This window comes from Micromonospora sp. WMMD1082 (genome assembly GCF_029626175.1).
Lineage (GTDB): Bacteria > Actinomycetota > Actinomycetes > Mycobacteriales > Micromonosporaceae > Micromonospora.
On record NZ_JARUBM010000002.1, the window covers coordinates 1,517,015 to 1,541,329 of the forward strand.

Annotated in this window: 26 protein-coding genes; 18 read left to right on the top strand and 8 right to left on the bottom strand. The window is 68.4% G+C overall.

Features of this window, described 5'->3' with window-relative positions; all coding sequences use genetic code 11:
• Window positions 1-74 precede the first annotated feature (74 nt).
• The 11 genes from O7615_RS07175 (at window position 75) to O7615_RS07225 (ending at window position 8,434) form a co-directional block, all read left to right on the top strand.
• Complete coding sequence (locus O7615_RS07175; RefSeq protein ID WP_278176557.1) at window positions 75-530, top strand: hypothetical protein; 456 nt, start codon at window positions 75-77, stop codon at window positions 528-530.
• A 161-nt stretch (window positions 531-691) separates the two neighbouring features.
• Entirely contained in the window at window positions 692-1,918 is a 1,227-nt protein-coding gene (locus O7615_RS07180) for a hypothetical protein (RefSeq protein WP_278176558.1), read from the top strand.
• Window positions 1,919-1,991: 73 nt separating this feature from the next.
• Window positions 1,992-2,642 carry a hypothetical protein gene (locus O7615_RS07185; RefSeq protein WP_278176559.1) on the top strand — a complete coding sequence of 217 codons (651 nt, stop codon included), beginning with the start codon at window positions 1,992-1,994 and terminating at the stop codon, window positions 2,640-2,642.
• Window positions 2,639-3,199, top strand: coding sequence for a hypothetical protein (locus O7615_RS07190; RefSeq protein ID WP_278176560.1), 561 nt, complete (start codon window positions 2,639-2,641; stop codon window positions 3,197-3,199). The genes O7615_RS07185 and O7615_RS07190 overlap by 4 nt, the downstream gene beginning before the upstream one ends.
• 102 nt (window positions 3,200-3,301) lie before the next feature.
• Complete coding sequence (locus O7615_RS07195) at window positions 3,302-3,922, top strand: hypothetical protein (RefSeq protein ID WP_278176561.1); 621 nt, start codon at window positions 3,302-3,304, stop codon at window positions 3,920-3,922.
• A complete protein-coding gene (locus O7615_RS07200) occupies window positions 3,915-4,493 on the top strand; it encodes a hypothetical protein (protein ID WP_278176563.1) in 579 nt (192 codons plus the stop codon). Before O7615_RS07195 ends, O7615_RS07200 begins: the two co-directional genes overlap by 8 nt.
• A 4-nt stretch (window positions 4,494-4,497) precedes the next feature.
• Entirely contained in the window at window positions 4,498-5,316 is an 819-nt protein-coding gene (locus O7615_RS07205; protein WP_278176564.1) for a hypothetical protein, read from the top strand.
• Window positions 5,313-5,666 carry a hypothetical protein gene (locus tag O7615_RS07210; protein WP_278176565.1) on the top strand — a complete coding sequence of 118 codons (354 nt, stop codon included), beginning with the start codon at window positions 5,313-5,315 and terminating at the stop codon, window positions 5,664-5,666. The genes O7615_RS07205 and O7615_RS07210 overlap by 4 nt, the downstream gene beginning before the upstream one ends.
• The gene (locus tag O7615_RS07215; RefSeq protein ID WP_278176566.1) at window positions 5,663-6,196 is read left to right on the top strand and encodes a hypothetical protein; all 534 of its coding nucleotides are present in this window, start codon (window positions 5,663-5,665) and stop codon (window positions 6,194-6,196) included. The genes O7615_RS07210 and O7615_RS07215 overlap by 4 nt, the downstream gene beginning before the upstream one ends.
• Before the next feature lie 176 nt (window positions 6,197-6,372).
• Window positions 6,373-7,101 (top strand): GGDEF domain-containing protein, encoded by a 729-nt coding sequence (locus O7615_RS07220; protein WP_278176567.1) that lies wholly within the window; start codon window positions 6,373-6,375, stop codon window positions 7,099-7,101.
• A 4-nt stretch (window positions 7,102-7,105) separates the two neighbouring features.
• Window positions 7,106-8,434, top strand: coding sequence for a hypothetical protein (locus O7615_RS07225; RefSeq protein WP_278176569.1), 1,329 nt, complete (start codon window positions 7,106-7,108; stop codon window positions 8,432-8,434).
• Window positions 8,435-8,549: 115 nt separating this feature from the next.
• Here the strand turns inward: O7615_RS07225 and O7615_RS07230 are convergent, their stop codons facing one another.
• From O7615_RS07230 to O7615_RS07255, 6 genes are all read right to left on the bottom strand, one after another.
• Window positions 8,550-9,458: an aminoglycoside phosphotransferase family protein gene (locus O7615_RS07230; RefSeq protein WP_278182002.1), complete on the bottom strand. Its 909-nt coding sequence runs from the start codon at window positions 9,456-9,458 to the stop codon at window positions 8,550-8,552.
• Entirely contained in the window at window positions 9,458-10,747 is a 1,290-nt protein-coding gene (locus O7615_RS07235; RefSeq protein WP_278176571.1) for a hypothetical protein, read from the bottom strand. The genes O7615_RS07230 and O7615_RS07235 overlap by 1 nt, the downstream gene beginning before the upstream one ends.
• A 107-nt stretch (window positions 10,748-10,854) precedes the next feature.
• Complete coding sequence (locus O7615_RS07240; protein WP_278176573.1) at window positions 10,855-11,595, bottom strand: creatininase family protein; 741 nt, start codon at window positions 11,593-11,595, stop codon at window positions 10,855-10,857.
• 4 nt (window positions 11,596-11,599) lie between these two features.
• Window positions 11,600-12,868, bottom strand: coding sequence for a hypothetical protein (locus O7615_RS07245; protein WP_278176574.1), 1,269 nt, complete (start codon window positions 12,866-12,868; stop codon window positions 11,600-11,602).
• A gap of 315 nt (window positions 12,869-13,183) precedes the next feature.
• Window positions 13,184-13,384 (bottom strand): DUF397 domain-containing protein, encoded by a 201-nt coding sequence (locus O7615_RS07250; protein ID WP_278176575.1) that lies wholly within the window; start codon window positions 13,382-13,384, stop codon window positions 13,184-13,186.
• Window positions 13,381-14,262 (bottom strand): helix-turn-helix transcriptional regulator, encoded by an 882-nt coding sequence (locus O7615_RS07255; protein ID WP_278176576.1) that lies wholly within the window; start codon window positions 14,260-14,262, stop codon window positions 13,381-13,383. Before O7615_RS07255 ends, O7615_RS07250 begins: the two co-directional genes overlap by 4 nt.
• An 809-nt stretch (window positions 14,263-15,071) precedes the next feature.
• Between O7615_RS07255 and O7615_RS07260 the strand changes: the two genes are divergently transcribed.
• From O7615_RS07260 to O7615_RS07280, 5 genes are all read left to right on the top strand, one after another.
• The gene (locus O7615_RS07260; protein ID WP_278176577.1) at window positions 15,072-15,437 is read left to right on the top strand and encodes a hypothetical protein; all 366 of its coding nucleotides are present in this window, start codon (window positions 15,072-15,074) and stop codon (window positions 15,435-15,437) included.
• 178 nt (window positions 15,438-15,615) lie between these two features.
• Entirely contained in the window at window positions 15,616-17,028 is a 1,413-nt protein-coding gene (locus O7615_RS07265; RefSeq protein ID WP_278176578.1) for an APC family permease, read from the top strand.
• 3 nt (window positions 17,029-17,031) lie between these two features.
• Window positions 17,032-18,051 carry an acetamidase/formamidase family protein gene (locus O7615_RS07270; RefSeq protein WP_278176579.1) on the top strand — a complete coding sequence of 340 codons (1,020 nt, stop codon included), beginning with the start codon at window positions 17,032-17,034 and terminating at the stop codon, window positions 18,049-18,051.
• Window positions 18,052-18,083: 32 nt separating this feature from the next.
• The gene (locus O7615_RS07275; protein ID WP_278176580.1) at window positions 18,084-18,836 is read left to right on the top strand and encodes a GPP34 family phosphoprotein; all 753 of its coding nucleotides are present in this window, start codon (window positions 18,084-18,086) and stop codon (window positions 18,834-18,836) included.
• Window positions 18,837-19,193: 357 nt separating this feature from the next.
• The gene (locus O7615_RS07280) at window positions 19,194-20,237 is read left to right on the top strand and encodes an SAM-dependent methyltransferase (protein ID WP_278176581.1); all 1,044 of its coding nucleotides are present in this window, start codon (window positions 19,194-19,196) and stop codon (window positions 20,235-20,237) included.
• Window positions 20,238-20,481: 244 nt separating this feature from the next.
• Here the strand turns inward: O7615_RS07280 and O7615_RS07285 are convergent, their stop codons facing one another.
• Entirely contained in the window at window positions 20,482-21,465 is a 984-nt protein-coding gene (locus tag O7615_RS07285; protein ID WP_278176582.1) for a hypothetical protein, read from the bottom strand.
• A 466-nt stretch (window positions 21,466-21,931) separates the two neighbouring features.
• Between O7615_RS07285 and O7615_RS07290 the strand changes: the two genes are divergently transcribed.
• Complete coding sequence (locus O7615_RS07290; protein ID WP_278182003.1) at window positions 21,932-22,711, top strand: glycosyltransferase family 2 protein; 780 nt, start codon at window positions 21,932-21,934, stop codon at window positions 22,709-22,711.
• Here O7615_RS07290 and O7615_RS07295 read toward each other — a convergent pair.
• Window positions 22,651-23,484, bottom strand: coding sequence for an endonuclease/exonuclease/phosphatase family protein (locus O7615_RS07295; protein ID WP_278176583.1), 834 nt, complete (start codon window positions 23,482-23,484; stop codon window positions 22,651-22,653). The genes O7615_RS07290 and O7615_RS07295 overlap by 61 nt on opposite strands.
• Window positions 23,485-23,512: 28 nt before the next feature.
• On the opposite strand from O7615_RS07295, the gene O7615_RS07300 reads away from it, so the two are divergent.
• Complete coding sequence (locus O7615_RS07300) at window positions 23,513-24,304, top strand: phytanoyl-CoA dioxygenase family protein (RefSeq protein WP_278176584.1); 792 nt, start codon at window positions 23,513-23,515, stop codon at window positions 24,302-24,304.
• Window positions 24,305-24,315: the final 11 nt, after the last annotated feature.

Genomic DNA, 24,315 nt, shown 5'->3' on the forward strand with positions numbered 1-24,315 from the left:
CCGCTCGCCCTCCCACACCAGCCCGGTGCCGCCCATGGCGGCAGGGAGAACCCCTTAGAACAGGAGTAACCACAGTGGACCCCATTCGCAGCATGCTGCTCGCGCTCGCCAAGCGGGCCAAGGAGACCCGGCTGAACTGGCAGGCCGGTCGCGCCGCCGTACGTGCCCGGGGCGAGGTTCCCGGACGCACCGAGGCGTTCGCCCACTACGTCGAGGCCGACCTGTGCTTGCTCGCCGCGCTCCGCGCGGCCGACATCCCGGCGAACTTCCGCGTCTACGACATCACCCTGTCCCGCGACCCGGTCCGCGCGGCCAAGCAACTGCAAGAGCTTGTCTACGGCCACGACCACAGCGGGCCGATCGAGGCCGCGCACGAGGCAGCCCGGCTGGCCTACAAGGCGGCGTTCGCCGAGCCGGTCAGCGACCAGGAACAGCGATGCATCGAGTTCCTCGCCGACCTGCCCGCCGCCCGCCGCGACAGGGTCATCGAACTGGCTGAGGACCGCGCCCGCCACCGCGAACGGGCATGAGAACCAGCCGCGCAGTCCTGATCTCGGCAACCCCGTTCGGCTGGTCGACGCGGCCCTGTTCGCACCAGCCACCCGACCACGACGCCACGGCCGACGGCGGAGGCGAGCCAGCACGGCTCGCCCCGTCGTCCGTGGTCGGCACACCACTCCAGGAGGAGACCATGACACCCACACCGCCGGTCAACCCGGCGCCAGACACCGCATGTCCCGAGCCCTCGACCGCGACCGCAGCGGCCGTCGTGGGGCAGGAGGCCGCCGCCTGGCGGCACCTGACCCACGCGCTGGGCGTCGAGCTTCGCCGCCGGTTGATCCCCCTCGTGCGCGCGAACCTCGTGCCGCTGGAGGTCGCCTGCCGCATCCTGCGGGCAGCCGGCCTGCCGGCCCTGCCGGAGATGTGGACCGTGCATATCGCCGCGAACCTGCGCCGCCGCGCCAGCTCCACCAGCCCGCACCGCGCGGTCACCGCGTTCCGCGACGACCTGCACCAGACGGTACGCCGAGTGCTCGGCCTAACCGCCACCGTCGCGTTCGAGCAGCCGCCGCAGGCCCTGGCCGCCGGCCCCCGCGACGACTCCGGCCACCGCCGCTACGAGACGTGGGGCCAACCGGTGATCACCGCCGTGGTGCGCGCCGAGACCGGTCACCAGGCGCGCACCACGGCGGTCGCGGCGCTCACCGTCGGCCTCGCCGAGCTGCCCGGCGTCGAAGCGAGCCTGGGGGCGACCGACGCCGAACCCGATCTGGAAACCGATGTCGAGCTGGACGTGGACATCGACGCACCGCGCCAGCCGTGCAGCCCACCACCGGTCCACCGCCTGGCGCACCTCACCGAGGCGTGCACGGCGCGGCGGCTCGCAATGCAGGCGTGGCAGTACCAGGTGCGGCAGATCCGGGCGGCACTGATCGAGGTGCTCATCGCCGGGGACATCGACGACCGGCCCGGCTGCCACGCCCCGTACGGCCTCGTCGATGACCTGCTGCGGGACCTCGGCCTGACCGGGTTGCCGCACGCCCACCTGTACGAGATCACCGTCGCGATCCCGCTCACCGTGACCGCCGACACCCCGGCCGCCGCGCGCCTGGCCACCTACCGGGCCGTGCGCGACGCGTCTGCCACCTGCCCGCAGTACGGGCTGCCCATCACCGTCAGCGCCACGCACCGCGAGCCGGACATCGTCGCCGACGGCGAGGACCGCTACCGAGTGACCTGGCACGACAGCTACCTGGTCTGCCTGCGCGGCGCCCACTGCACCCGGCTCGCCGAACAGGCGGCGCGGCTGCAACTCGGCGTCCTGGCCGACGAACTGCCGCAGGTCGCGCCGGTGCCGCTGTCCACGGTGTACCTCGGCGAGTACATCGACCACCGGCTCGACCCCGACCGCGACTGACCAAAGCGCGGCAACAGCCCCGGCCCGCCCGAAACCTCGGGTGGGCTTTCGTATGTCTGAAGGGACGAACCTCATGCACACCACCAAGCCGATCGGCACCGTGCCCCTTCCGGGCCTGGGCAGCGGTATCACGCTGACCATCTACGTCGAGTACGACCCGCAGGCGCTCACCCCGAGCGGCCCGGCCGACCCGACCACCGCACGGCGGCCCGCCACCGTGGCGTTGTCCGTCGTCGGACACGTCGGCGGTCAACTCCTCGACCTCGGGGTCCGCCGGCCCGACGTCCCCGCCCAGGGGCTACCCGCCGACCTCGGCGTATTGGCCGCCACCGAACCGGTCGCGAGTCTCATCGGCGAGTTCCGGGATCGGCTCGCCGACCTCACCGTGCACCTCGCCCGGCTCGGCGTGGCCACCGGCGACGGCGTCGCGGTGGCCTTCACCGTCGACGACCTGGAGTTCCTGCGGCACTGCCTGACCCTGACCGAACTGCGGTGGCGCGAAGCCATCGACGGCGCCGAAACCGCCGCGCAGCAACCCCAGCGCGACGAGCCAGCGCCGCCTGGCTTCATGAACATCGAGCCGACACCCGCCGGGTACCGCGTCGCGGCCGGCCGGTTCCGCGCCGAGCTGCACCGCGTCGAGCGGTACACGACGCGGCTGGGCCGGCTGCTCGACCTCGCCCGCGACACGGCCGGCGACCACGAGCCCGGGGAACCGCAGTGACCACCGACGACCCGGAGCCCGGCGGGGTGAACCCGTGGGTGGCCCACACACCGGAGCCGGTGCTGAGCATCACCGGTCACACCGCCGTCATCTCGCCGGTGCGCTTCGTGTGGCCGGGCACCTACTGCTCCTGGTGCCGGCAGTACGTGGCGCTGTGGACCGATGGCGGCGCGATCGAGGCCGGTATCCGGACTCGGAGAATCTCGCGGCGGTCATCGGCGACCACGCCGTCGTGGTTTCGGGTCTACCGGCCCGCGAGCGCACCGTCCATCCCGGACGGCTGTCCGCACCCGGGCTGCCCTCGCCCCGCAACCCGCACGTTGCCCACCGGGGAACAGGTGCCCACCGGGTGGCTGGACGGCAAGTGGAACCTCGCCGTCGGCCCATTCACCTTCGAACACCCGGTCGATCCGCGATGCCCGCACCCGGTGCCGTGGGCGAAGATCTCGCCGCTACTCGATCAAATGTGGTCGACGATGCGGCGCACCCACCCGGATCTGGCCGCCGCCGCCGACGCGTACGCCGCCGAACAACGCCGCCGGGCCGAACGCGGCTGACCCCGCCACCCGGCGCACCCCTATCCCACTACGGCAGCCCGCCACCGAACCCGGTGGCGGGCTGCCGGCACATCCACCCCTGACACGACAGAAGGGACCACCGTGACAACCACCATCGAACGATGGGTGCAGGACTGGTACGGCCTGACCCTGCACACCGACCGACCCGACTTCGACCTCTACGTGTCCACCACCGGGATGCTGGCCGCCGCCCACGCAGCCGGCTTCACCACGGCCCTGGACACCACCGACGACACCCTCGCCGCGCAGCTCGCCAGCACCGGCCGAGGCATGGTCGACCCGCCGGTGCGGTTGCTGGCCGCCGCCCGCGACCTCGCCTGGCAGGCCATCACCGCGTACGCCGCCGCCGCGCACAAGGCCGGCTTCGCCAGCCTGCCCACCGGAGCCAACCGACGCTGGACACCGGTCTGCGTCCACGCACACGCGATCGGATCGAAGACGTACCCGGCCCTGGCCCACACGAAGCGGGCGGACGCGCCGGTGCGGTTCACCCGCACGACCGCCGAACGCATCAGCGCCGATCTCGCCACCCAACACGGGCAGCCCATCAGCCTCACCTTCACCGGCGACGTGCTCACCATCTCGCACGGCGAACACACGAGCGTCCAGCCCACCCGGTATCAACCCGACGCCGACGGCCTCTACGCCATCGGCGCCGGCATCCTGCACTGGCAGCGGACCGCAGAGGCCAGCCGTGAATGACTCCGGTCCACCTGCCATTCCGGTACGGCTGCGCCACCGCCCGCTGCTCGCCGGGCTCGTCGTGCCGTACATCACGGCCCGCACTCCGCAGGGCGGCTACCGGTTCGGCTCGGTCGACGCCGACCGCGCAGCGCACGCGCTGCACCGCCGGTGGTGCCAAACCTGCGGACAACCCCTGACCGCCCGGTTCGTGTTCGCGATGCGAGACCGCGACCTGGACCGGCACACCGCACCCGAGGCCGCGATGCACCCCGAATGCTTCGGCTACTCGGTCGCCGCGTGCCCGATGCTGGCCGGTCGCATGGACCACTACCGCACCAGCGGGAACGCCGAGCTGTTCGCCGGCATCGGCAGCATCCTCGGCGACCCCACCGACCGACGCGCGGGCCAGCCCGCCGAGCCGTGGCACGCCGTCTGGGCACGCGACTACACGGTCATCACCGACCCGGTCACCAACCTTCCGGCGGCCCTGCTGCTTCCGAAGCAGATCCTCCGCGTGCGCCCCATCGCAGGCGGACAGCCGACGCAACCCGGCAACCCGACACAGCCGCAACCATCCACAAAGGAGTAGCGCTATGCCCGCACAACCCTCCCGCCTCTGGTGGCACCTGGAGGACGTACTACCGATCGCGCAGCACGCGCTGGCGGCCCCCGAACGGCGGCTCACTCGGGCACAGGCACTCGCCGGCTCGGCCACCCACCCGGCGCTGATCTGGGAATCCGAGCCCGACGAGGACTGGCTCGGCAGCAACGGCGTACCCATCTGGTACGACAAGGACGGCAGCCCGCGCCGGGTGCCGGCCCGCACCTGGATACACACCCCGACCGGAACCCGTGGCACCCCCGGCCAGCCCGACGGCGCCGCCGGGTTCCTACGACTCGACCGCCGCAGCCGCGACCGCCGGCGCAAGCCGCTCATCGAGGTACTACGCCAGGGCGCCAAGGCCGGCGGGCACTGGTTCGTCCTCGACCCGAACGCCGCGCACACCAGCGACGGCATCCAGGTCCTCGACCACCACGACGACATCGCACCCCCGGACGCGACCTGGACACCGGCCACCGTCACCTGCCGCGAGGTGGTCGAAATCGAACTGCCGGCCCTGATCGCCGACGGCTACACCGTCCTCGGCGGGGTCCTGCCCACCTTCGACCGCGCCACCGTCGAACAGATCGCCGACATCCTCGACACCGTCCGCGTCGGCGACATGCCCGGCGAACACCCACGCATCCGGCTCCACGGCGACATCGCCGTCATCTGCTGGGAGGTCGACGACGGCCACGACAACCCGCGGGAGGTCGAAGTCGACCGGGTCCACCCGGACCCCGCCGGACGGTACGCCCTCGGTGTCCACCTCTGGCCGTGGACCGTGGCCTCCGGCGAGGTGACCCGGTGATCATCATCTTGGGGTTCACCCAGTCCGACCGCGCCGCTGACTACATCAGCTTCTCCGACGGCTACCGGGTCGGCGCGCGGCAAGTGACCGTCACCATCGCGCTGGAAGGCGACGGGTCGCAGTACAGCGCAGAGGACTGGGCTGAGGCGGCGTTCGTCGCGTCCAACTATCCGGGCCAGGCACCCGCCGGACCGGCCAGGGCCATCCAGCTCGCCCTCGCCGAACAGGTAGACCACCCGCTGCGGAGCCTGTCCGTCGGGGACACGGTCACCGCGCACGGCCAGATGTGGGCGTGCGAAAGCAACGGGTGGCGGCGCGTCGAGCCGGCACAGCCGGGAGAAACCGAATGAGCGGGCAACGGCCGGCGATCCCGGCGCGGCTTGCCGCCCGGCCCGTCGACCCGCGTCGAGGGTTACCTATCCCGTACGTCAGCGAGCAGGACGACGGCAGCGTCAACTTCGCGCTAATCAACGGCGGCCGGGTTCTGCAATGTGTCCGGGATCGGCTGTGCGGGCTGTGCGGACAACGGCAGGACTTCCTCGTCGCGTTCGTCGGCGGCCTCGGCGGGTTCCGCCAGCGGATGTACACCGACCCGCCAGGCCACGTCGACTGCATGCGCTCAGCCGTATTGGATCTGTGCCCGTACCTGGCCATCGAGCGGCACCGCCGCCGAGGGCTCAGCGAAGTCACCGCCGCGCCCGGGTTCACCGACATGGAGAAAGCCGACCCGGTCATCCTCGCCGTCACCTGGGCGTACGAGGTGGCGGCCATCGGCGAACCACCCGCCCTGATGTTCCTGCCCGCCGCGTGGATGTCGGCCACCAGGTTCGACTACACCGACGGGCGGCTGGTCGAGATCGGGCCCGAGCCCCTCCGGTAACCAGCGACGCAAACCTCTTCGCACCCCGCAACCACCAGAGCGCGCGCCGCCACCCGGCGGCGCAAACACAAAAGCGGCCCGCCAACCGCCGGCGGGCCTTCGTCATTGTTTGGACCCGGGACGCCAACGCCTCAGAAACGATGCGTCCCGGGTTCTCTCGGAAAGAGAGGACTCCAGTGTCCATCCTCGCTGCCCTCGCCGCCACCGCGGCGCTCGGCTTCATCCTGGGCCGGCTCAGCAACCGCCCCGAATTCCGCAAGCTTCGCTCCGAGAACACGCACCTGCGTGAACTGGTCGACAACCTCGACGTCCAGCTCCGCCTGGCCACCTACATGGCCGGGCACGACCGCCTCACCGGCCTGCCGAACCGGTCCTCGGCCGCGAAGGTCTTCCTCATCCGGGAGATGCAGGGCCTGCCGACCCTCGTCGCCCTGATCGACCTCGACCGGTTCAAGCACACCAACGACACCTACGGCCACCACGTCGGCGACGACCTGCTCCGGGCCATCGCCGAACGCCTGGCCCAGGCCGTCAAACCCCACGGCGGCACCGCGGCCCGCCTCGCCGGAGACGAATTCCTCCTGCTGCTACCGGCCGACGATCACACCGACCAGGCCAAGCCGGTCGCGGCGATCCTGGACCTGCTCGCCGAACCCGCCACGCTGTCCACCGACGACGGCGACATCGTCGTGCACCCCGAAGCCAGCGCCGGCATCGCCGTCTACGACGGCAACTACGGCACGTTCGACACGATGCTGCACCACGCCGACGTGGCCCTCTACCACGCCAAACAGCAACGCGGCACGCACCGCACCTACGAACCGCACATGCGGATGCCCCGCAACGCCAGCCGGCACGGGCCACGCAGACGAGACCAGCGCCCCGCAGACAACGAAGCGAGGTGACCGCATGATCGAGCACGACATGGCGTGCACGGTGTGCACCTACGCACTCAACGCCATCGACGACGACGGCACCATTACCTACGAACACCCCGTCGCACCGACCAGCGGTGACCACGACCCGGCACCGGTGCCGGCCTACCAGCTCGCTCACGTGTTCCGGCGTTGCCACCTGTGCAGCGCCAACCCGCCCGTGTGGATGTACCGGACCCCGCAGATCGAGGCCCTGTCCCAGGGCGGCACCCGCCCCGTCATGGAGACCTACAGCACCCAATGGAACGTCTGCTGCCGATGTGCTGCGCTCATCGAGCAGGACGACCACCGCACGCTGACCGACGCCAGCATCGCCGTCATGCGCTGGCGTCGCACCGACCCGAGGGCACAGATCCTCGCCGTCCTCCACCGCGCCATCGTGCTCATGCGCGAGCCACGCAGAACCCTACTCACCACCGGTGACTGGAGCCCGGCACCGCTGAAGGCGTCGACCCTGCCCAAGGTGCGCGACCGCCTCACCGGGCTGTTGCGCGGCCCGATCGGCCTGCCCTCGCCAATCGACCACGCCGAACCTCGCCGGCTCATCGCCGACGGGCTCGACCAAGCCCGGCTCTACTGGATCGACCCCGAGTTCACGACCCTCGTCGCCGAAGTGCTCGCCGACCTGCCCAACACCCACATCACCGACCGGATCGCGCCCGGCGGAAGCGGCCTGCTCGCCTGGTCCACCCCGCTCGACCGGCGCCATCGCATCGCCGCAGCCTGCTGGACCCCGCGCCCAGACGGCTGGCAGATCGTCTGCTACCGCAGCCTCGGCCTCGACCTACCACCAACCATCATGGAAACGGTCCGGCACGAGATCGGCTGGCTCGTGCCCATCCACGTCGAACACGTCCGCAAGGACCTGACCGTCAACGGAGACCACCCCCTGGCCGCGCTGGTCGCCTCCTGGCTGATCATCGCCCAGCAGCTCACCCACGACGAGCCGACCCCGGTCGACCCGCCCATCCGCAAGGCGTACACCCGCGCCCACCGGCCACCACCCGAAGTCCGGCTCGTCCGCATCAAACCGGCCACCTCCCGACCAAGCCTTCCCCCCATGATCGAAGGTGACCGCACGCGGAGCGGCAGGGCGAAACCAGATCACCGCTACTGGGTCAGCGCACACGAGCGCAACCAGGCGTACGGCCCTGGCCGAAGCCTCCGCAAGAAGATCGACATCGACCCATTTTTGAAGGGGCCGCAGGACACCCCGATCAAACCCAGCACCACCGTGCGGGTCCTCGGCACAGCCCGCCGACGACGAGCTGAAAACGACAACTCAACGGCTGCGGACAGCTAGTCGGCAAGCGCCGGGAGCACAGGAAAAGCCCGCCTGTGCTCCCGGGCTTTGCCCACGCAGTTGGCCCTTTTTGCGTTTGGGGGCCAGCGCGAGCTGGTGGTCTTCCACCAGCAGTTCACCTGGACACGTCCGCGAACGGTGTCCACCGAATGTCAGGATCGTCGCGGACGATGGAGCCGAGCCGTACCGCGAACTCGTCGGCTATTCCTGGCGCGCTGGCCAGCAGCGGTACCGCCGCCGCGACCATCTTCAGTTCACGCGCCTCGCGCAGCAGCCGCCAGTCCGCATCGGTGGTGACGTCGTAGCCGTAGGCGGCGGCGAGCGCCCGGTGCGCGCCGGCACGGCCGAACCGTGCCTCGCCGACCGCGACCGCGACGAGGTCAACTTGCCACGGGCCGACACAGGTGGCGTCGAAGTCGCACAACACGGGCCGACCCTCCGGCCCGCGCAGCAAGTTGCCCACATGCGCGTCGCCGTGGACCAGGCGGCGCTCGGCACGAGCGTTGAGCTCGGCCACCCGTGGTGCCAGCCGGTCGCACCAGTCGAGCAGGAACTCGCGGTCGCTGTCACGCAGCGCCTCGGCGTCGCCGAGCCGCGTGCGAGCGTCGCCGACCGGATCCCACGCCGGCACCGCGACCGTGGCGGCGCCCAAGTCATGGAATTGGCGGAGCACAGCACCGAGATCTGCCACGGTCGGCTTTGCGGGCGTGGGCGGCACGTAGCGCCAGACCGTCGCCAGGAGGCCGTCGGCCTCGACCGGTTGCACAACGCCAGTGGCCAACCGGATCGTCGGTGCGTTCACGCTCTCGAAGTAGCTCGCCAGTCTCACGACCTTGTGCACCCGGTCCTGGAGGCCGTGCGACCGGGTGATTCGGACGACCAATCCCGCTGTCGGCAAGGCGAAGACAGCATTGTTTGTCAGTCGAAGCAGCCGCGCATCATCGGTCATAGCGCCAATCTGCCCGGCGATGCGCCGCATCAGTGCGGTCATCGCCGCTTCGGTGAACCGTCCGGTGGAGGTCATCATGCCGCACCCGCCAGAGGCTTCGGCAGGGATCGGGCGAACTCGGCGACCGCCGGCAGGTCGCGGTGACGGGCGAGGTCCCGGCGTAGGTTGGCGATCCGATCGGTCACCCGGCGCGAGGACACCTGTGTGGACTGCTGCTGGACCCGCCGGCCCACGAGCAGCGCTTCCTCCGGCTCATCGGCCAGGAACAGCGCGCTGCACAGGCCGACCTCGTTCAGGACGGTGCTGCGCACGTTCTGCGGTCCGAACGCGGCGACCGCCTCGCTTACCCACCGCACAGCCTGGGGGCCATAGCTGCGGTCGGCGCGAGCCAGGTCCCGGTAGACCCGCCCGTACTGGGCTAGAACTTCGCCCTGGTCGTAGAAGCCCATCCAATCGGGTTCCCGGTCGGGGTTGATGCAGTCGAACTCGTTGCGGGCCTTGCCCAGCGCGGACAGGGCCAGGTCGGCGTGACCGAGTGCCGCCCGCGATGCCGCTTCCGCACCGTAGATCATGGCGCTAACCGCTGGCGTAGTGGCGGCGCCGAGCTGGTCGCGGGCAAGCCGTAGCGTGTCGAGGGCATCGCGGTTGTGGCGAAGGTGCTGGAGCTGCCGCGCCTGGCAGTAGCGAATCCGCGCCGCGAGCAACAGATCGCCACCTGCAACCGCTTCCCGTTCCGCCGAGAGCAGATGCCGTTGTGCGTCCGAGTGGCGACCAGCATCGAAAGCGGTCCACCCCGCGAGTTGACGGGCGGCGGCGATCGACGAATGAAGCGCCGGTGCCAGCGAGTCCGAATACGACAGGTCCAGCAGGGCGGAAGCCGACTCCGCGAACCTGCCGACATCCGTCACCAGGGCGCCGCCGCCGTACTCGTAGTCCATCGACCGGTACAGCATGGTAAGAGCGTTAAGCCTCGCCACATCTGCTGAACCCACGCGGCCCCGCCCTGCCCACGCTGAGCCGCCGAACAGCCCCGATGCTGCCGCGATCATCGCGACGCCGCTGAGCAGCACCCGACGGCGCTCACCCAAACCGCTCGCGTTCGCGACCGATTGGGGATCAGGTAGGCCGGGAAGCACGGCGGTGACATCGTTTCCTTCGGCTGCTCCGCGAATGATGAAGAAGCCGATCTCGGCGTCTGTCTCCATCTGGAGCACCGAACGGAACGCTTCACGTCGAAGCTTCCCCGGCCAACGGTTCTCACCGCGCTCCAGCTTGCCGATGTCCTTCTCGTCAAGGCGTTCGCGGACCCGATGCGCGGTCCACATGTACGCGTTGACCGCGTCGGCCAACTCCTGGCGGGACATCGGTCGGCCCGAGCCTGTCGGTGATCGGTGTCGGCGCCGGGCATCGCTGAGGAGCGTGTTCGGCGATGACCTGCGGCTGACCACGTCAGTTCGACCTCCCAAAACAGCTACTGTGTCGGCACGCGGCTGGTGTCGCCACCCAAGCCCAGAGCGGTCAGGTGATCGGCGAAGGCCCCGACAAGATTATCGAGAATGGCCTTGCCCTTGGCTGCGGTCCCGGCGGAGGGAAGGCCGATCACTCCGCTTTCGGTGTAGCCGCCCATGCCGTGCACCAGCAGCATCGATCGGTCGGGCACCATATGATCCGCGCCGTACGCGCCCTCCTGGATCGATTCTGGCCAGACGGCGGCGAGGATTGAAACTTCGAGCTCGCCAGCGTGCATGTCGTGGTGCGACGTGGTCTGCAGGCCGGCGGCCGTTCGCGCACGGTCCCAGTCAGCTCGTGTGGGAAACAGCGTCATGGTCGCCGGTGCTGCGGCGTTGACGGATTGCACGATGTTGGACAGGACGTAGTTGCCGCCGTGGCCGTTGACGAGCGCCAAGCGGGTGATGCCCTGCGACCTCAGTGACGCGGCCACATCGGTCACCACGGCCGACAGCGTCTGGTGAGTGACACTGACGGTCCCGGGCCAGGCTGCGTGCTCATGGGAGCACGAGACCGTCATCGGTGGCAGTGCGAGTACGTTGTGGGCGGCGGCGATGTTCGCGGCGATGGCGCTCGCGACGATCGTGTCGGTCGCGAGCGGCAGGTAGTCGCCGTGCTGCTCGAAACTGCCGACTGGTAGGGCCGCGATGAGCGGCTGCCGGCGTCGTACGTCCGCGCTGGTGGTGCTTGGGATCAGGTTCACGCTCTCATCCTGTCAGCCTGCCGATGAGAGCTTCGCGGTGCGCGCTGAGGAACCGGTCGACCGGTTCGACACCACGGTACGGCCGTAGGGTGATGGCGAGTGGAAGCAGTGCGCGGACCACACGAGCTGACGTGCATTGTCGGGCGATGGCGAGAGCCTCGGTGCCTGTGTCTGCCGCACGTTCGGGATCATGAAGCCGGTAGGCGTCGGCAAGGTACGCCAGCCAGATGCCGGCGTCCAACGGCGTCGATGGCGATTCCTCGGATAGGACCTCTTCGAGGATCGTGGCCGCGCTGCGGTGGTCGCCAAGCAGGTACCGGCACCGCGCGTTGGCGGCGGTGATGTAGCGATGGTCGCAATGCCGGGCGAGAGCGTTGGCCGGATCGTCGCTAGGAGATCCGGCTTGTCGGCCCGCGGTCGCGCCGAGCGCCAGGCTGTCATCGTCGCCGCTGAGCGCCAAGGCTTCGGCCAGCCTGGTCAGGCACAGGGCGTGGATCTTTGGGGGGAGCGGTTCGCCCTGCAAGGCATCCCGGGCCAAACGCGTGGCGCCGGGCGCGTCTCCGTCATCGGCGGCACGCTGGCTCTGCCGCATTAATACATAAGCACGTAAATGGGTATTTTGGGCCTCCACCGCTCGGGCGTGAGCCCGTGACAGCCACTCGGCGGCATCGCCGAGACCGTCGTTGTCACGGATCCAAGAGATGAACTCCGACCAGCGGGTGTCTGCGGTGGCAAGGTCAACTCGCGGCAGCCGGCTTGACCGGCGAGCGTGGTCGAGCCGTCCAATCTGCTCCACGGCGATGGGATATAGCCCCGCATGCCCATGCGTCACCGACGCTGTGGTCAGGCTGTCAAGCAGTCGGATGGAGGCATCCAGCGACCACAGCGAGGGCTCGATCGCCACTGCCCATACGTCGCCACTCTGCCCGCTAAACGTCATGCCGTTCGATGCGTCAGCCTCATCATCCAACCGACTCCGACGAGTCCGGTGAAATCCAAGCTCAGCGTCAAGGTGCACCCCGAGAACGGCCCGAATGGCTGATCGGCGACGCTCGTCGCGGGGCCAACGGTGCTTGCCGGACTCAAGCTTCACGACATAGTCCGCGTCGATGTCCGCGTCGAGGATCCCGTTCGCATGCAGCCGAGCGTTGACGGCGGTGACGAACTCCGACCGAGACATACACCTGCCAGGGCGCAACGGCGAGGTCAGGCGGCGCCGCGCCTGCTGGAGCAGGACATTCGGCGGCACCACCTTTTCCGGATTGCGCTGCATCGACCCTTCTCCTTCAGATGGTGTCGCCGCCACCAGGCAAACGCCGACAAACGTCGGGTCGCCCGGCAATACGAATTGCGCCTGGCGTTCGGCGGTCGCCCGCCATGCCGGTACCTCCTGTCAGCCCATCGCCGCCGTTGCGATCGAGGCGGCCTGGGTTACCGGCTCGCCCCGTGTTGTCTGCTGAGGGCTCAGCATGGCAGCGTGAACGTCTTGCCTTCAAGCGGCACCCCGCTTGGCGGACGGAAGCGCACGCCACGTGCGCCCCGTCCGCCGAGAGATGACCGGACGATCACGCCATCCGACAAACAAACGTCAGGCGTCGAACTCGCTGTCACGGATACCGCCGGTGAACGCCGCCCACTCAGCCGGGGTGAACTCGAGGACCGGCCCGGTGCGGTTCTTGCTGTCTCGCACTCCGACGGAGCCGTCGGCGGCGAAGGCGACCTCGACGCAGTTGCCGTCGCCGTCGCTGCGGCGGGACTTGCGCCAGTTGGTGAATTTGCTGGGGTTCATCGTCGGCTCCCTGTGTAGTCGGGCAGTTCCTCGGCCACGGCGGCGAGGAGGTCGAGGCTGTCGGCGGGGGCGAGCGCCGCTTGCTGGAGACGCTGGTAGAGGTCCAGATAGGGGCTGGTGTCGGCGGGTTCGGTGAGGACCAGGTCGGAGGTGACGGTGTCGACGGCTACGACGACCGGATCGCCGGGATCAGGGTACCGATAGGTGAAGAACGCCGACCTGGGTACGACGTGCCCGGGGAGCGACGCTGACAGCGGCAGAATTCGGATGGTGATCCTCTTGTGGTCGTATCCGACCTGCGCGAGGTGGTCGAGTTGGGCGCGGACAACGTCCGGCGGGGCGGTGAAGCGCCGCACGGCGAGCTCGTCGATGATGACCTCGTAGCTGGGTCCGCCGGCGCGGGCGAGGACGCGTTGGCGGATCGCGCGGGCCTCCAGGGCGCGGGTGGGGTCGAAGTGCTCCGGGTGGTTGCCGCGGTTGGCGCGGGCTCGGACTTCCGTGAACGCGGGGATTTGAAGCAGGCCGGGGAGCAGCGTCAGTTGGTACTCAGCGATCGAGCGAGCGCCGGCTTCGAGGTCGGCGTAGAGGGCCTGTCTCGGACCCATCTCGTCGCGGAACTTCTCCCACCAGCCGCGTTCTCGGGCTTCTCGGGCGATGGTCATGATCTGGTCCCAGCGGCGCTGGCCAACCTTGAGCACGTTGAGGATGCGCATGATCTCGTCATCGTTCGGGCGCACGTGCCCGTTCTGTAGTTGGCTGATCCGCTGCCGAGGTATGCCGACGGCGGCGGCAAGCCGTTGGGTGGAGTAGCCGTGTTCCTCGCGTAGCCGGATTAGCTCGGCCGCGAGGCGACGGCGTCGCACGTAGGGGCTGATCATCAACGAACCTCCCGCGCGGACAGATGCGAAGGCGACCGTGACTGTCCAGCCGCGCGGGACTGTCCGGTGCGGCCAGAGCGTAACCCCAAATTCCGGCACCAAGATCCTCCAAGGCGCCCCGCATCGTGAAGAAACCGCAGGTCAAGGGCACGTCTCCTGCTAACTCTCCTACTAAATCTCCTATCAACTCGGGGTTCCGCACTCGCGGACCGTCGGTGATCGTAGGCACACGGCACGCGACGCATCGATGTCGCGGGCCGCCAATCATCCGCTCAGACAGCCGCACCACTGGCGAGCATGATCCGACCGTTGCCGAGGAGGATGTGATGACCGCCACCGGGTCACCGACATGGACCGTACGCCGTCGCCACTCGGCCGTGCCCGGCGTGGCACCGGCCTCGGTGACGCTCAGTCGTCCGGTCTCCCCTCGCGCCGATGCGGTGATTTGCGGCTTGCGGTTCTCGCCACTGTTCGTGCTGGCGGTGCAGGTCTACAGGGTGCACCAGCGGGATTGCGCTGGCCGGTGCCGGTCCTGCATGACCCAGACGTGCCGGTCGCGAGTGCACGCGGCGAGCGTCATCGCGGCGGCTGGAGTCGACCCGGCCGATGTCGACGTGCCCGCGCGGTGCGGCGGCTCTGGCCGACGAGGCCAGCAGCGTGGCACGAGTCTTGGCCACCGTTCACCCGTGCGGGTGGCGGTCGCCGGAGGTGTCCGGTCACGGCCTTCCCCCGAGTGTCGTGGCCGGACCCGGCCGTGCGGTTGGTCCGCCCGATCACGGCGCGACCAACCGCACGGCCGCAAGGCGTTCGTGGCGTCCCGTCCACTCGCCTCGACCGAGGTCGAGTCCTGCGCGTCCGGCGAACTGGTGCGCCTGGCCGCCGCGAGCAATCCGTATCCGCTGTGCGGCTGGTTGTTCTGTCGCTGTGGGGCGCGGTTCTGCCGGTGGGGTTCGCTCGACTGGACGCGCGAGTACATGGCCCTGTGTGGGTGCCGGCTGCGGCCGATCGACGCGGGCGCCATCGAGCGCCGCGTGTACGCCGACGCGGCGAGGCTCGATCCGGCGTTGGCCGCCGGCTGCTGGACGGAAGCGCCTTCCGAGCTGCTGGCCCGTCTGTACGTCCGGATTGAGGTTGGCGGGACGGTCGACGACGTGCGGTTCGTCCGGCGCACATAGGCCGCGCCCGCCGTCGCTGCCGGGGAGGGCGCGGCGGCGGGTGGCGCGGCTTCGCCCGGCATGCCTGGTACCGCACGGCACCCGTCCACGTAAACCCATGACTTCTCCGCTCGCTCGCCCCGCGGGGGGCCTGCGGAGTCGATACCCCTCAACAGCAGCCAGTGAAGGGATTCCCCCGGTGTCGTATCCGGTCGAAGAGTTGCAACGGTTCGGCTATCAGCAGGAGCTACGGCGGGCGCTGCGGTTTCGGGATTTGCTCGCGTACGGCTTGATCTTCATGGTGCCGATCGCCCCGATGGCGATCTTCGGTGTGGTGTTCTCCGCGTCGGGCGGCATGGTGGTCCTGGCGTACGCGATCGGCGTGGTAGCGCTGATCTTTACCGCGTTCTCGTACTCGCAGATGGTCAAGGCGTTCCCGCTGTCGGGCTCGGTCTACAACTACGTCGGCCGGGGCATCGGCGCCCCGGTCGGATTCGTGGCCGGCTGGGCGATCATGCTCGACTACATCCTCGTGCCGTCGCTGCTGTACCTGGTGGCCTCGGTCGCGATGAACGCCACGCTGCCGGCGATCCCGGTGTGGGCGTGGCTGGTCGCCTTCGTCTTGGCGAACACGATCGTCAACTCGCTGGGCATCAAGATGACGGCCCGGTTCACCTGGATCATGTTGGCCGGCGAGCTGGTGGTGCTGTTCGTCTTCCTCGGCTTCGGCGCGTGGGCGATTGCCAGCGGCAAGGGCCGGTGGACGTGGGAACCGCTGTACAACCCGGACACGTTCGGCGTCTCGCTGGTGCTCGCCGCGACCGCCGTAGCTGTGCTCAGTTTCCTGGGCTTCGACGGCATCGCGATGCTGGCCGAGGAGGCGAAGGGCGGCTCACGGGTGATCGGCCGGGCGATGGCCGGAGCCCTGTTCGTGGCCGGTCTGCTGTTCATCGCCCAGACCTGGCTGGCCGCCGTCCTGACCCCGGACCCACAGGCCCTCATCGCCAACGGCGACGCGACAGGTACGGCGTTCTACGCCGCCGCCGAGGTCGCCGCCGGGCCGTGGCTGGCCACGCTGTGCGCGGTCGCGACCGCCATCGCCTGGGGACTGCCGGACTCGATGGTCGCGCAGGTGGCCATCTCCCGGCTGCTGTACGCGATGGCCCGCGACAAGCAACTCCCGGGCTTCCTGGCTAAGGTGTCCCGCAAACGCAACGTGCCCCGCAACGCGATCCTGCTCGTCGCCGCCGTGTCCCTCGCCCTCGGCCTGTACATGAACAGCCGCGCCGACGGCATCTCGCTGCTGGCCAGCCTGATCAACTTCGGGGCTTTGACCGCATTCCTGCTGCTGCACCTGTCCGTGATCGTCTACTACGTCATCCGCAAGCGCAGCGGCAACCTGTTCGCGCACCTGCTGATGCCGCTGATCGGCGGAACCATCCTCGGGTTCGTCGTGTGGAACGCCAACGTCGCGGCGCAGCGACTGGGGTTCGTGTGGATCGGACTCGGCGTCGTGGTGCTGATCGGCCTGTACGCCGCCGGGCGCAAGCCAGAGCTGTCCGGGTTTACCCCCGCGCAGCACAGCGGCGCCGCCGTGACCGAGAGGGTCTGAACGATGGGCGAGAAGCACACGTACATGCCGACCGAGAAGGACCTGTCGTACACGTTCGGCGGCCGGATGCCGCTGGCGCACCTGCGCTCCGGTGACGTGCTGTCCACCTACACCGAGGACTGCTTCGGCGGCGCGGTCACCACCGTGGACGACCTGCCGTCGAAGGTGTGCACCTTCCCGTACCTGAACCCGGTGACCGGGCCGTTCTTCGTCGAGGACACCGAACCCGGCGACACCCTGGCCGTCCATTTCCTGTCAATCGTCCCGGCCCGCACGGTCGGCGTGTCCAGCACGTTCCCGCACTTCGGCGCGCTCACCTCAACGTCGCACACGGCCACGTTGCAGCCGCCGCTGGAGGAACGGGTGTGGCTGTACGACATCGACGTCGAGGCCGGCGTTGTGCGTTACCGCGCCCGAAACTCCGACTACACCGTGGACCTGCCCCTGGACCCGATGCACGGCACGGTCGGCGTCGCCCCCGCCGGGTTCGAGGCTCGCAGCAGCATCACCTGCGACACCTACGGCGGGAACATGGACACCCCGGAGCTGCGGGCGGGCACCACCTTGTACCTCGGGGTCAACGTGCACGGCGCGATGCTCGGCCTCGGCGACGGGCACGCCCGCCAAGGCGAAGGCGAGGCGAGCGGGGTCGCGGTCGAGGTCGCCATGCGCACCACCATCGCCGTCGAGGTCATCAAGGGCGCGCCGACCCCATGGCCGCGCATCGAGACCGACGACACGATCATGTCCGTCGGATGCGCCCGCCCCCTGGAAGACGCGTTCCGAATCAGCCACCACGACCTCGTCGGATGGACCGCCGAGCTGACCGGCCTGGACACCCTCGACGCCTACCAGCTCGTCGCGCAGGCGGGCACGGCACCGGTGGGCAACGTGTGCGACCCGAACTACACCATGCTCGCCGCCCTTCCCAAGCGAGTCCTGCGCGGCGCCGCTACCTACGGCGGCGTCCACGAGCGGCTGCGTGCCATAGCTGATGTCGCGCCGGGGACCGGTGCGCCATGACCCTGTCCGTAACTGCTGACGAGGCCCGCCCCGTGCCCACAACGATCCGACTCGACCCCCGAGCGGCCCTGCCGCTGCACGCCGAGCTGTACCTGTTGGCCCACGACGACGACACCGGCGAGCTACTGATCAACCAGCAGTCCCTCGCGATCGGCTTGGCCGGGGCGCTGCTGCTGGAGTTGTCGCTCAAGGGGCACGTCGCGATCGGCTACGTCTACAACGAATTCAGCCGCGTTTGGCAGCCCCAACCGGGCCGGTTGACCGTTTGCCGGCCCGGCCCGGCCGGGAGCCTTCCGCTAGACGACGCGTTGGCGGCCGTCGAACGCACCGTGCGTACCCAGCTCAGCGGGGACCAGCTCCGGGCGTGGCTGCGTTCGTTCGCCGCCACCGAGCTCTACGAGCGGGTCCAAGCCGCCCTGCTGGCCGTGGGGCTGCTGCAGCGCACTCAACGCCGCAGACTCGGGGGACTCGTCAAGACCGACATCTACCTGCCGGTCCACTACGGCTATGCCGTGCGCGCCCGCGCCCACGCGAAAGACGCGGTCGCCTACCACCAGCAGCGAGGCAAGCACCGGCATGCGGCGCCCGACGACCAATGCGTGGCCTTGTGCGGCCTGATCGCCGCGCTGGAGCTGGCGGAGTTCCTGTACGACGGCATGCCGACCCGGGAACTGACCCAGTGGCTGCGGCACGTCGTGACCGAGCACAAGAACCCGACCATCACCGCCGTGGTGCAAGCAGTCGACGCCGGCCGCGGCGATCTCGCCGTGGCCGCCATGGCGTGACACCCCGGTTCGCGCCCATGCCCACACATTCATCCTGGATCTGAGAGGCAGCCCCATGTGTACCCCTGGCGTACGGGTCGCCGCACATTACAAGCCGTCGCATCCCGGCAAAGGCGTTGCTCGGGTTCCTCGCACAGGCCCATCACACGGGAATCGAACGAGGTGACAGTTATGGCCGCCATTGCCGATGTACACCTCACGCACGACGCTTCTTCCGCTGCCCGCCTGCCGTCTGGATCCGTCGGTGGGCAGCTGGCACCTAACGGCCGTGACTTACCCGAGCAACGTTCGGCCGCGGTGCCCGGGTGGTGTGCCGCCGCACCGCCTCCCAATCCGGCGGCACACCACCCTTTTACGGTGACCAGGTCGCTCAACCGGCCCCGTCCGGAACCGTCGGTGAAGGCGACCGGGCTGCGACTGCTACACGAACCTCCGACCGAGGCCCACCTGGACAAGCCCAGTGTCGCGCGAATCTACGATTATCTCCTTGGCTTCGCTCACAACTTTCAGGTCGACCGCGACGCCACCGACGCCGCCATCGCCGTCGTCCCCGGACTTGTTCACGCTGCCCGCGCCAATCGCGCCTTCCTGCGGCGCGCAGTCCAATATGCGCTTGCACAAGGAGTCCGGCAATTCCTTGACCTCGGCGCCGGCCTGCCCGCGGTTGGCGCTGTGCACACCATTGCCCATGAGGTAGACCCGGACGCTCGCGTGGTGTACGTCGACATCGATCCGATTGTCATCGCTCACGCGCGTGCCACCGTACGCGGCCTAATGACAGTCGGGGTCCTCCACGCGGACATTCGCGACACCACGTTCATCCTCGACCATGCCGAGGTCCGCCGGCTCATAGGCTTCCACGAACCCGTCGCGATCTTGCTCGCCTCCGTGCTGCACTTCGTCCCTGACGACGTTACCGGCGTGGTCGCCGCGCTGTGTCGGGTAATGGCTGCAGGGGGCTACATCGTCATCTCCCACGCCTGCAACTCGGAGGACGTATCTATGACGGACGCGATCCGCGAGTTGTACGGCAAGACGTCTACGCCAATCCACCCTCGCAGCCGGCAGCAGATACGGGGTCTTCTCGCCGGCCTCGACCTAGTTTCCCCCGACCCCCGCTCCCAGGAACCAGACGACCTGGTGCCCGTCACCCGCTGGCGCCGGGACCTGGATGAGCTGGCGCTGCCGACAAGTGCAAGCGACAGTTCGCAAGTCGCCGGCCTACTTGCCGCCGTCGGCCACGCACCCCGCCTCACGACGGCTGTCGCGGTGGGTCACTCGAACCAAGGCGCTCCACCTCAGACGCACGACCTCTGTGTCAACCGGACCTGGGCGCCGCACGCATCGCGAATACGGCACGAAGCTAATTGGGACCGCAACGATGACCGTGATACGACCTGAATCCCCACCGGCACCGGCTCAGTCAGGATGCCGCCCTACAGCCAGCTCTGTCCGCTCAGCACCGCCGGAAATTGACGAACCGCTGGACGCGAACCTCGGACCAACTGGCTTAGGAAGCCGGCACCCAGCAAGCGCCGAGAAACGCTACCACCAAGTCGTAGGTGTAGATGCGGTGTTGTTTCTAAGCTTCGGCGACCATCGGCTGCTGCTATCCGGCGGCACCATTAGCCTCTACCTGCCAAATTCACACCTGCGCCCGGACGGCACTGGCAGGGTGGCCATTTACCAGCACGTGAATCGAGTCGTAGATCTTCATCGAGGACGCCACCAGCGCGTCGGTCAGCACATCCTCGTTGCGACGGTTAACGAGTATGACGACGCGGCCGACGTCCGGCTTGAGTACCCGCTTGAAGGACTCGGCCATCCTCGCGGCGAAATCCCGGTAGTCACCGATGGACTGCTCATGCTCGCCCCACGGGGGGTCCGTGACGATCACATCGACGGTGCCAGTCTTCAGCGACGGCAACCGCAGCGCGTCCTCGCCGAGGAACCGCACCTTGCGGGGTATTGGTGGTCGGAAGCTCTGCCGATGGCGGTCGAGTTCGATGTCGTTGTAGATGACAGATCGGGCGGGAGTATGCAGCCGTGCGCGGACCAGTGCACCACTCCCGGCGAACGGGTCCAAAAACACGTCGTCGGCACGGGGTTCACCGGCCGCGACAAGCAGGGCGGAAAGCTCCGGGGAGAGCGCTCCCCGGGCTTGGTGAGCGCCACGGCTCGGCAGCCGCTCGGCGAAGTACAAAACCGGCGACTCCCGGCGCCCGATGACCCAGAACTCGAGGCACTGGCCGCGGGGGGTGAGCCTCAGGCCGCTGGCCTGCAGGACCGCCCGTTCGAGAGCCCGGCGGGCGCCGGGGTCGGGCGAGACCAACTGTCCGTCGATGTGGTACATCAGCCGGAATCCCGGGGACTTGGGGCTACGCAGCGATGGCAGGCCGCCGGCCAGTGCCGAGACAGACGGCCCGAGCCCTCGGCGCTTCGTTTCGGCATGAACGAGAAATACGTTCTTGGCGTACGGAATGTCGTCGGCAGAGCGGATTCGGTCTCGGGTGTCGAATACCAGAGCACTGTCGTCGACATACCGGACCCGCATGTCCGCGAAGTCACCGTGAGCCACCTGCTCAACAAGCTCGGAAAGCCCCGCAGGGAATTGAATCAGATAGCGCACCCCCTAATTATACGCGCAGGCTTTCCCCCGGGCAGAGCAGGGCGCACCTGGGGGACGGGGGAAGAAGCGGGTTGCTCAGGCGCTCGCGACAGCCCACCGCGTCGAGGCTCGCGGCGAGTCGATGTGCCCCATGCGCAACCTCGCGGTAACGCTATGTGTTCGCAGGGCTTGATCCCGAGAGCGCCCCGCCGAAGCCGCAGCGACACCCCAGGGCGCCCGACTCCCTGCAAAACGGCTCTCGGGCAACACGCAGCCGCAATCGACTACGTTCAGTTACGTACTCCTCATCGACAGCGATCTCCGCTAATATTCGTCGAGTCGGGACGAGGCGATGGCAAGCTCGACAACCGCGCGGAGGAGGCGCCCGTCCCGCCCCTCTGGATCATGTCGCATCGAGCGCCGACTGGGCGAAGACGTGGTTAATGCGTCCAATCACCGAGGAGCGACCTTGCGGTTCAAAGTAGTAATGGCGGGCAGGGATTGTTTCCGCTTCGTCCCTCGCAGCCTGGAATCCGTGGCGGCGCAGCTCGATTCAGCTGTCGACGTCTGCGTAATCGACGACGCCTCGTTGGACGAGCGCCAGCCGGAGTTCATGCAGCGGTTCTGCCGAAATCATGCATGGACATTCATTCGGAACGAGGACCATCGGGGATCGCTGTATAACCACGTCGCCGCGGTCGACGCGTTGTCGCCGGAGCCAGAGGACGTTATCGTCTCCGTCGATGCCGATGACAGGCTCAGCGGCCCGGACGCTCTCGGCAAGGTACGTGCATACTATGACCACTTTCAGCCGCTTCTCACCTACGGCAGCTATGTGCCAGACCCGGATGACTGGCGGGTCATGCCGGCGAAGCACCTGCCGGACGAGGTTATCGTCACCAACGCATACCGGGCGTTCTGTGCACGTGACACTGACGAGGATCCGATCTGGTTCAACCACCTGCGGACGCTGAAGCATAGTCTGTTCGCCCGGCTTGACCCAGCCATCGACTTCATGCATTCCGACGGCTCATGGTTCAAGACCTGCTACGACCTGGCTATCACTATCCCCGCCCTGGAAATGGCATCCGGCCGCCACCTGATGCTCCCCGAGGTGCTGTATATCTACACGCGTGACAATCCGAGCAGCGACTGCTACATCCACACGGACGCCATCGAACGTGACAAGGCCCGGATCTTCAGCCTTCAGCCGAAGGAACCATTGTTCGAGATCGTGGTTCCTCCCCAGATCGAGCGGCTGCCATGATGGCCACCCGCAGGGCGGCTCCCTACCTCGATTGTGACTCGGACCGGAAGGTGGTCGGAGCCCCGCACCGGCACGACTGTGCTGTCCTTGGCGCAGACCTCGGTGCCGCCCAGCACATGGTCGAGTTGGGCCACTGGGCGCTTGGTCGGCCAGGTGCGGCCCCGGACCAGTGGACGGTACGGCCGTGCGAGGTAGACGGTTGGCCGACACATGTTCAGGTCGCCGGCGATCACCGTAGGCAAACCGTCATCCCGAAGTACACGAACGAGGCGTCGAAGCTGCCGCGGGCCGTGTATGAGCCGGTGCGTGAGATGCACATTGACCAGCCGAGCGGTAACGCGCTCGTCCACGACGAGGTCGATGACTTGCGCAGCTCGTTGGCCCATGTCGCGCGGGGCGACCCCGAGCCACACCGGTTCTTGGACCACGAGCGGAATCCGGCTCAGCACCGCAAGTCCCCAGGCTCCCGGCTCATCTGCCCTTCGGTCGGTGACGACACCGAGGTCGTACAGGCTCGTGTCGGCGAGCACGTCGAGCTCGGTGATATGCGGATAGCCGCACGTCACCGCGGCCTGCAGCGCGGCACTGTCGCCGCCGCGGGGTCGCCAGTTCTCTTGCACCAGGATGACCTCGGCTGCCAGGGCCTCCAAGACGGAAGGCATGGAGTAGAAGGCCCCGAGTGCATCCCGCCCGCAATGCGCATTGAGGGAGGCAAGGCGGAAAGCAACAGGTTCGGCTCCCGTCGAGCGGCTTCCCCTGGACGCGTACGTCATATCAGCCCCCACCTCGGATGGACGAAGCATGACTGAACAGCCCGGGAAACCAATGCTGCCACCCGCCACTGATGATCCCAAAGAGGCTAGCACGCACCTCATCGAGCACGGCGTCTGCCGGCTCGAAGGCGCACTGCCCTCGGCAGACCTGGACGTTCTCCGTCGTGAACTGCGAGTGGCGGCGACGGCGGACGCGAAAGCCGAGCGGTCCTACCTCTACGGTGCAGGCAGCAACCAACGGATCTGGACGTTGTTCAACCGTGGCGAATGCTTCCTGGAACTTCTCGAAAACGGCGCGACGCTGGAGGCGGTCCATGCGGTACTCGGCCGGGATGCGCTCGTCTCCAACTTGAGCGCGAATATCACAGGCCCGGGCGGGGCGGCCATGGCTCCGCACTGGGATCAAGACTGGGCCGAACGTCCCTGGCCTCATGCCTTCGTCGCACACGTCATCTGGATGATCGACGACTTCACGGTGGAGAACGGCGCGACGCTCGTCGCGCCAGGCAGCCATCTCATGGATACGCCGCCACAGGGTGACTGCATGGTGCCCGCTACGGGATCAGCCGGCACCGCAATGATCATCGACGGCCGCGTCTGGCACGGCACGGGGGCGAACGTCACCGCCGATGAGCACCGCACCGGAGTCCTCGCCTACTACTGCCGTCCGTATATCCGGCAGCAGGAGAACATGGCATTGAGCTTGTCACCAGAGATACGCGCCAGTCTCTCTCCCGCGCGCCGCAAGCTCCTCGGGCTGGAATTCTGGGAATACCTCAACATGGTTGGCGGCCCGCCGCAAGAACTATCGCGGTTCTGAACGGCATGTCG

What these genes read in the sequence shown, in the direction of transcription:
- O7615_RS07295 (WP_278176583.1), bottom strand. Translation starts at nt 23,484, where the DNA reads ATGACGTACGCGTCCAGGGGAAGCCGCTCGACGGGAGCCGAACCTGTT.
- O7615_RS07225 (WP_278176569.1), top strand. Translation starts at nt 7,106, where the DNA reads ATGATCGAGCACGACATGGCGTGCACGGTGTGCACCTACGCACTCAAC.
- O7615_RS07300 (WP_278176584.1), top strand. Translation starts at nt 23,513, where the DNA reads ATGACTGAACAGCCCGGGAAACCAATGCTGCCACCCGCCACTGATGAT.
- O7615_RS07270 (WP_278176579.1), top strand. Translation starts at nt 17,032, where the DNA reads ATGGGCGAGAAGCACACGTACATGCCGACCGAGAAGGACCTGTCGTAC.
- O7615_RS07205 (WP_278176564.1), top strand. Translation starts at nt 4,498, where the DNA reads ATGCCCGCACAACCCTCCCGCCTCTGGTGGCACCTGGAGGACGTACTA.
- O7615_RS07245 (WP_278176574.1), bottom strand. Translation starts at nt 12,868, where the DNA reads ATGCAGCGCAATCCGGAAAAGGTGGTGCCGCCGAATGTCCTGCTCCAG.
- O7615_RS07255 (WP_278176576.1), bottom strand. Translation starts at nt 14,262, where the DNA reads ATGATCAGCCCCTACGTGCGACGCCGTCGCCTCGCGGCCGAGCTAATC.
- O7615_RS07180 (WP_278176558.1), top strand. Translation starts at nt 692, where the DNA reads ATGACACCCACACCGCCGGTCAACCCGGCGCCAGACACCGCATGTCCC.
- O7615_RS07185 (WP_278176559.1), top strand. Translation starts at nt 1,992, where the DNA reads ATGCACACCACCAAGCCGATCGGCACCGTGCCCCTTCCGGGCCTGGGC.
- O7615_RS07235 (WP_278176571.1), bottom strand. Translation starts at nt 10,747, where the DNA reads ATGTCCCGCCAGGAGTTGGCCGACGCGGTCAACGCGTACATGTGGACC.
- O7615_RS07290 (WP_278182003.1), top strand. Translation starts at nt 21,932, where the DNA reads ATGGCGGGCAGGGATTGTTTCCGCTTCGTCCCTCGCAGCCTGGAATCC.
- O7615_RS07250 (WP_278176575.1), bottom strand. Translation starts at nt 13,384, where the DNA reads ATGAACCCCAGCAAATTCACCAACTGGCGCAAGTCCCGCCGCAGCGAC.
- O7615_RS07230 (WP_278182002.1), bottom strand. Translation starts at nt 9,458, where the DNA reads ATGACCTCCACCGGACGGTTCACCGAAGCGGCGATGACCGCACTGATG.
- O7615_RS07215 (WP_278176566.1), top strand. Translation starts at nt 5,663, where the DNA reads ATGAGCGGGCAACGGCCGGCGATCCCGGCGCGGCTTGCCGCCCGGCCC.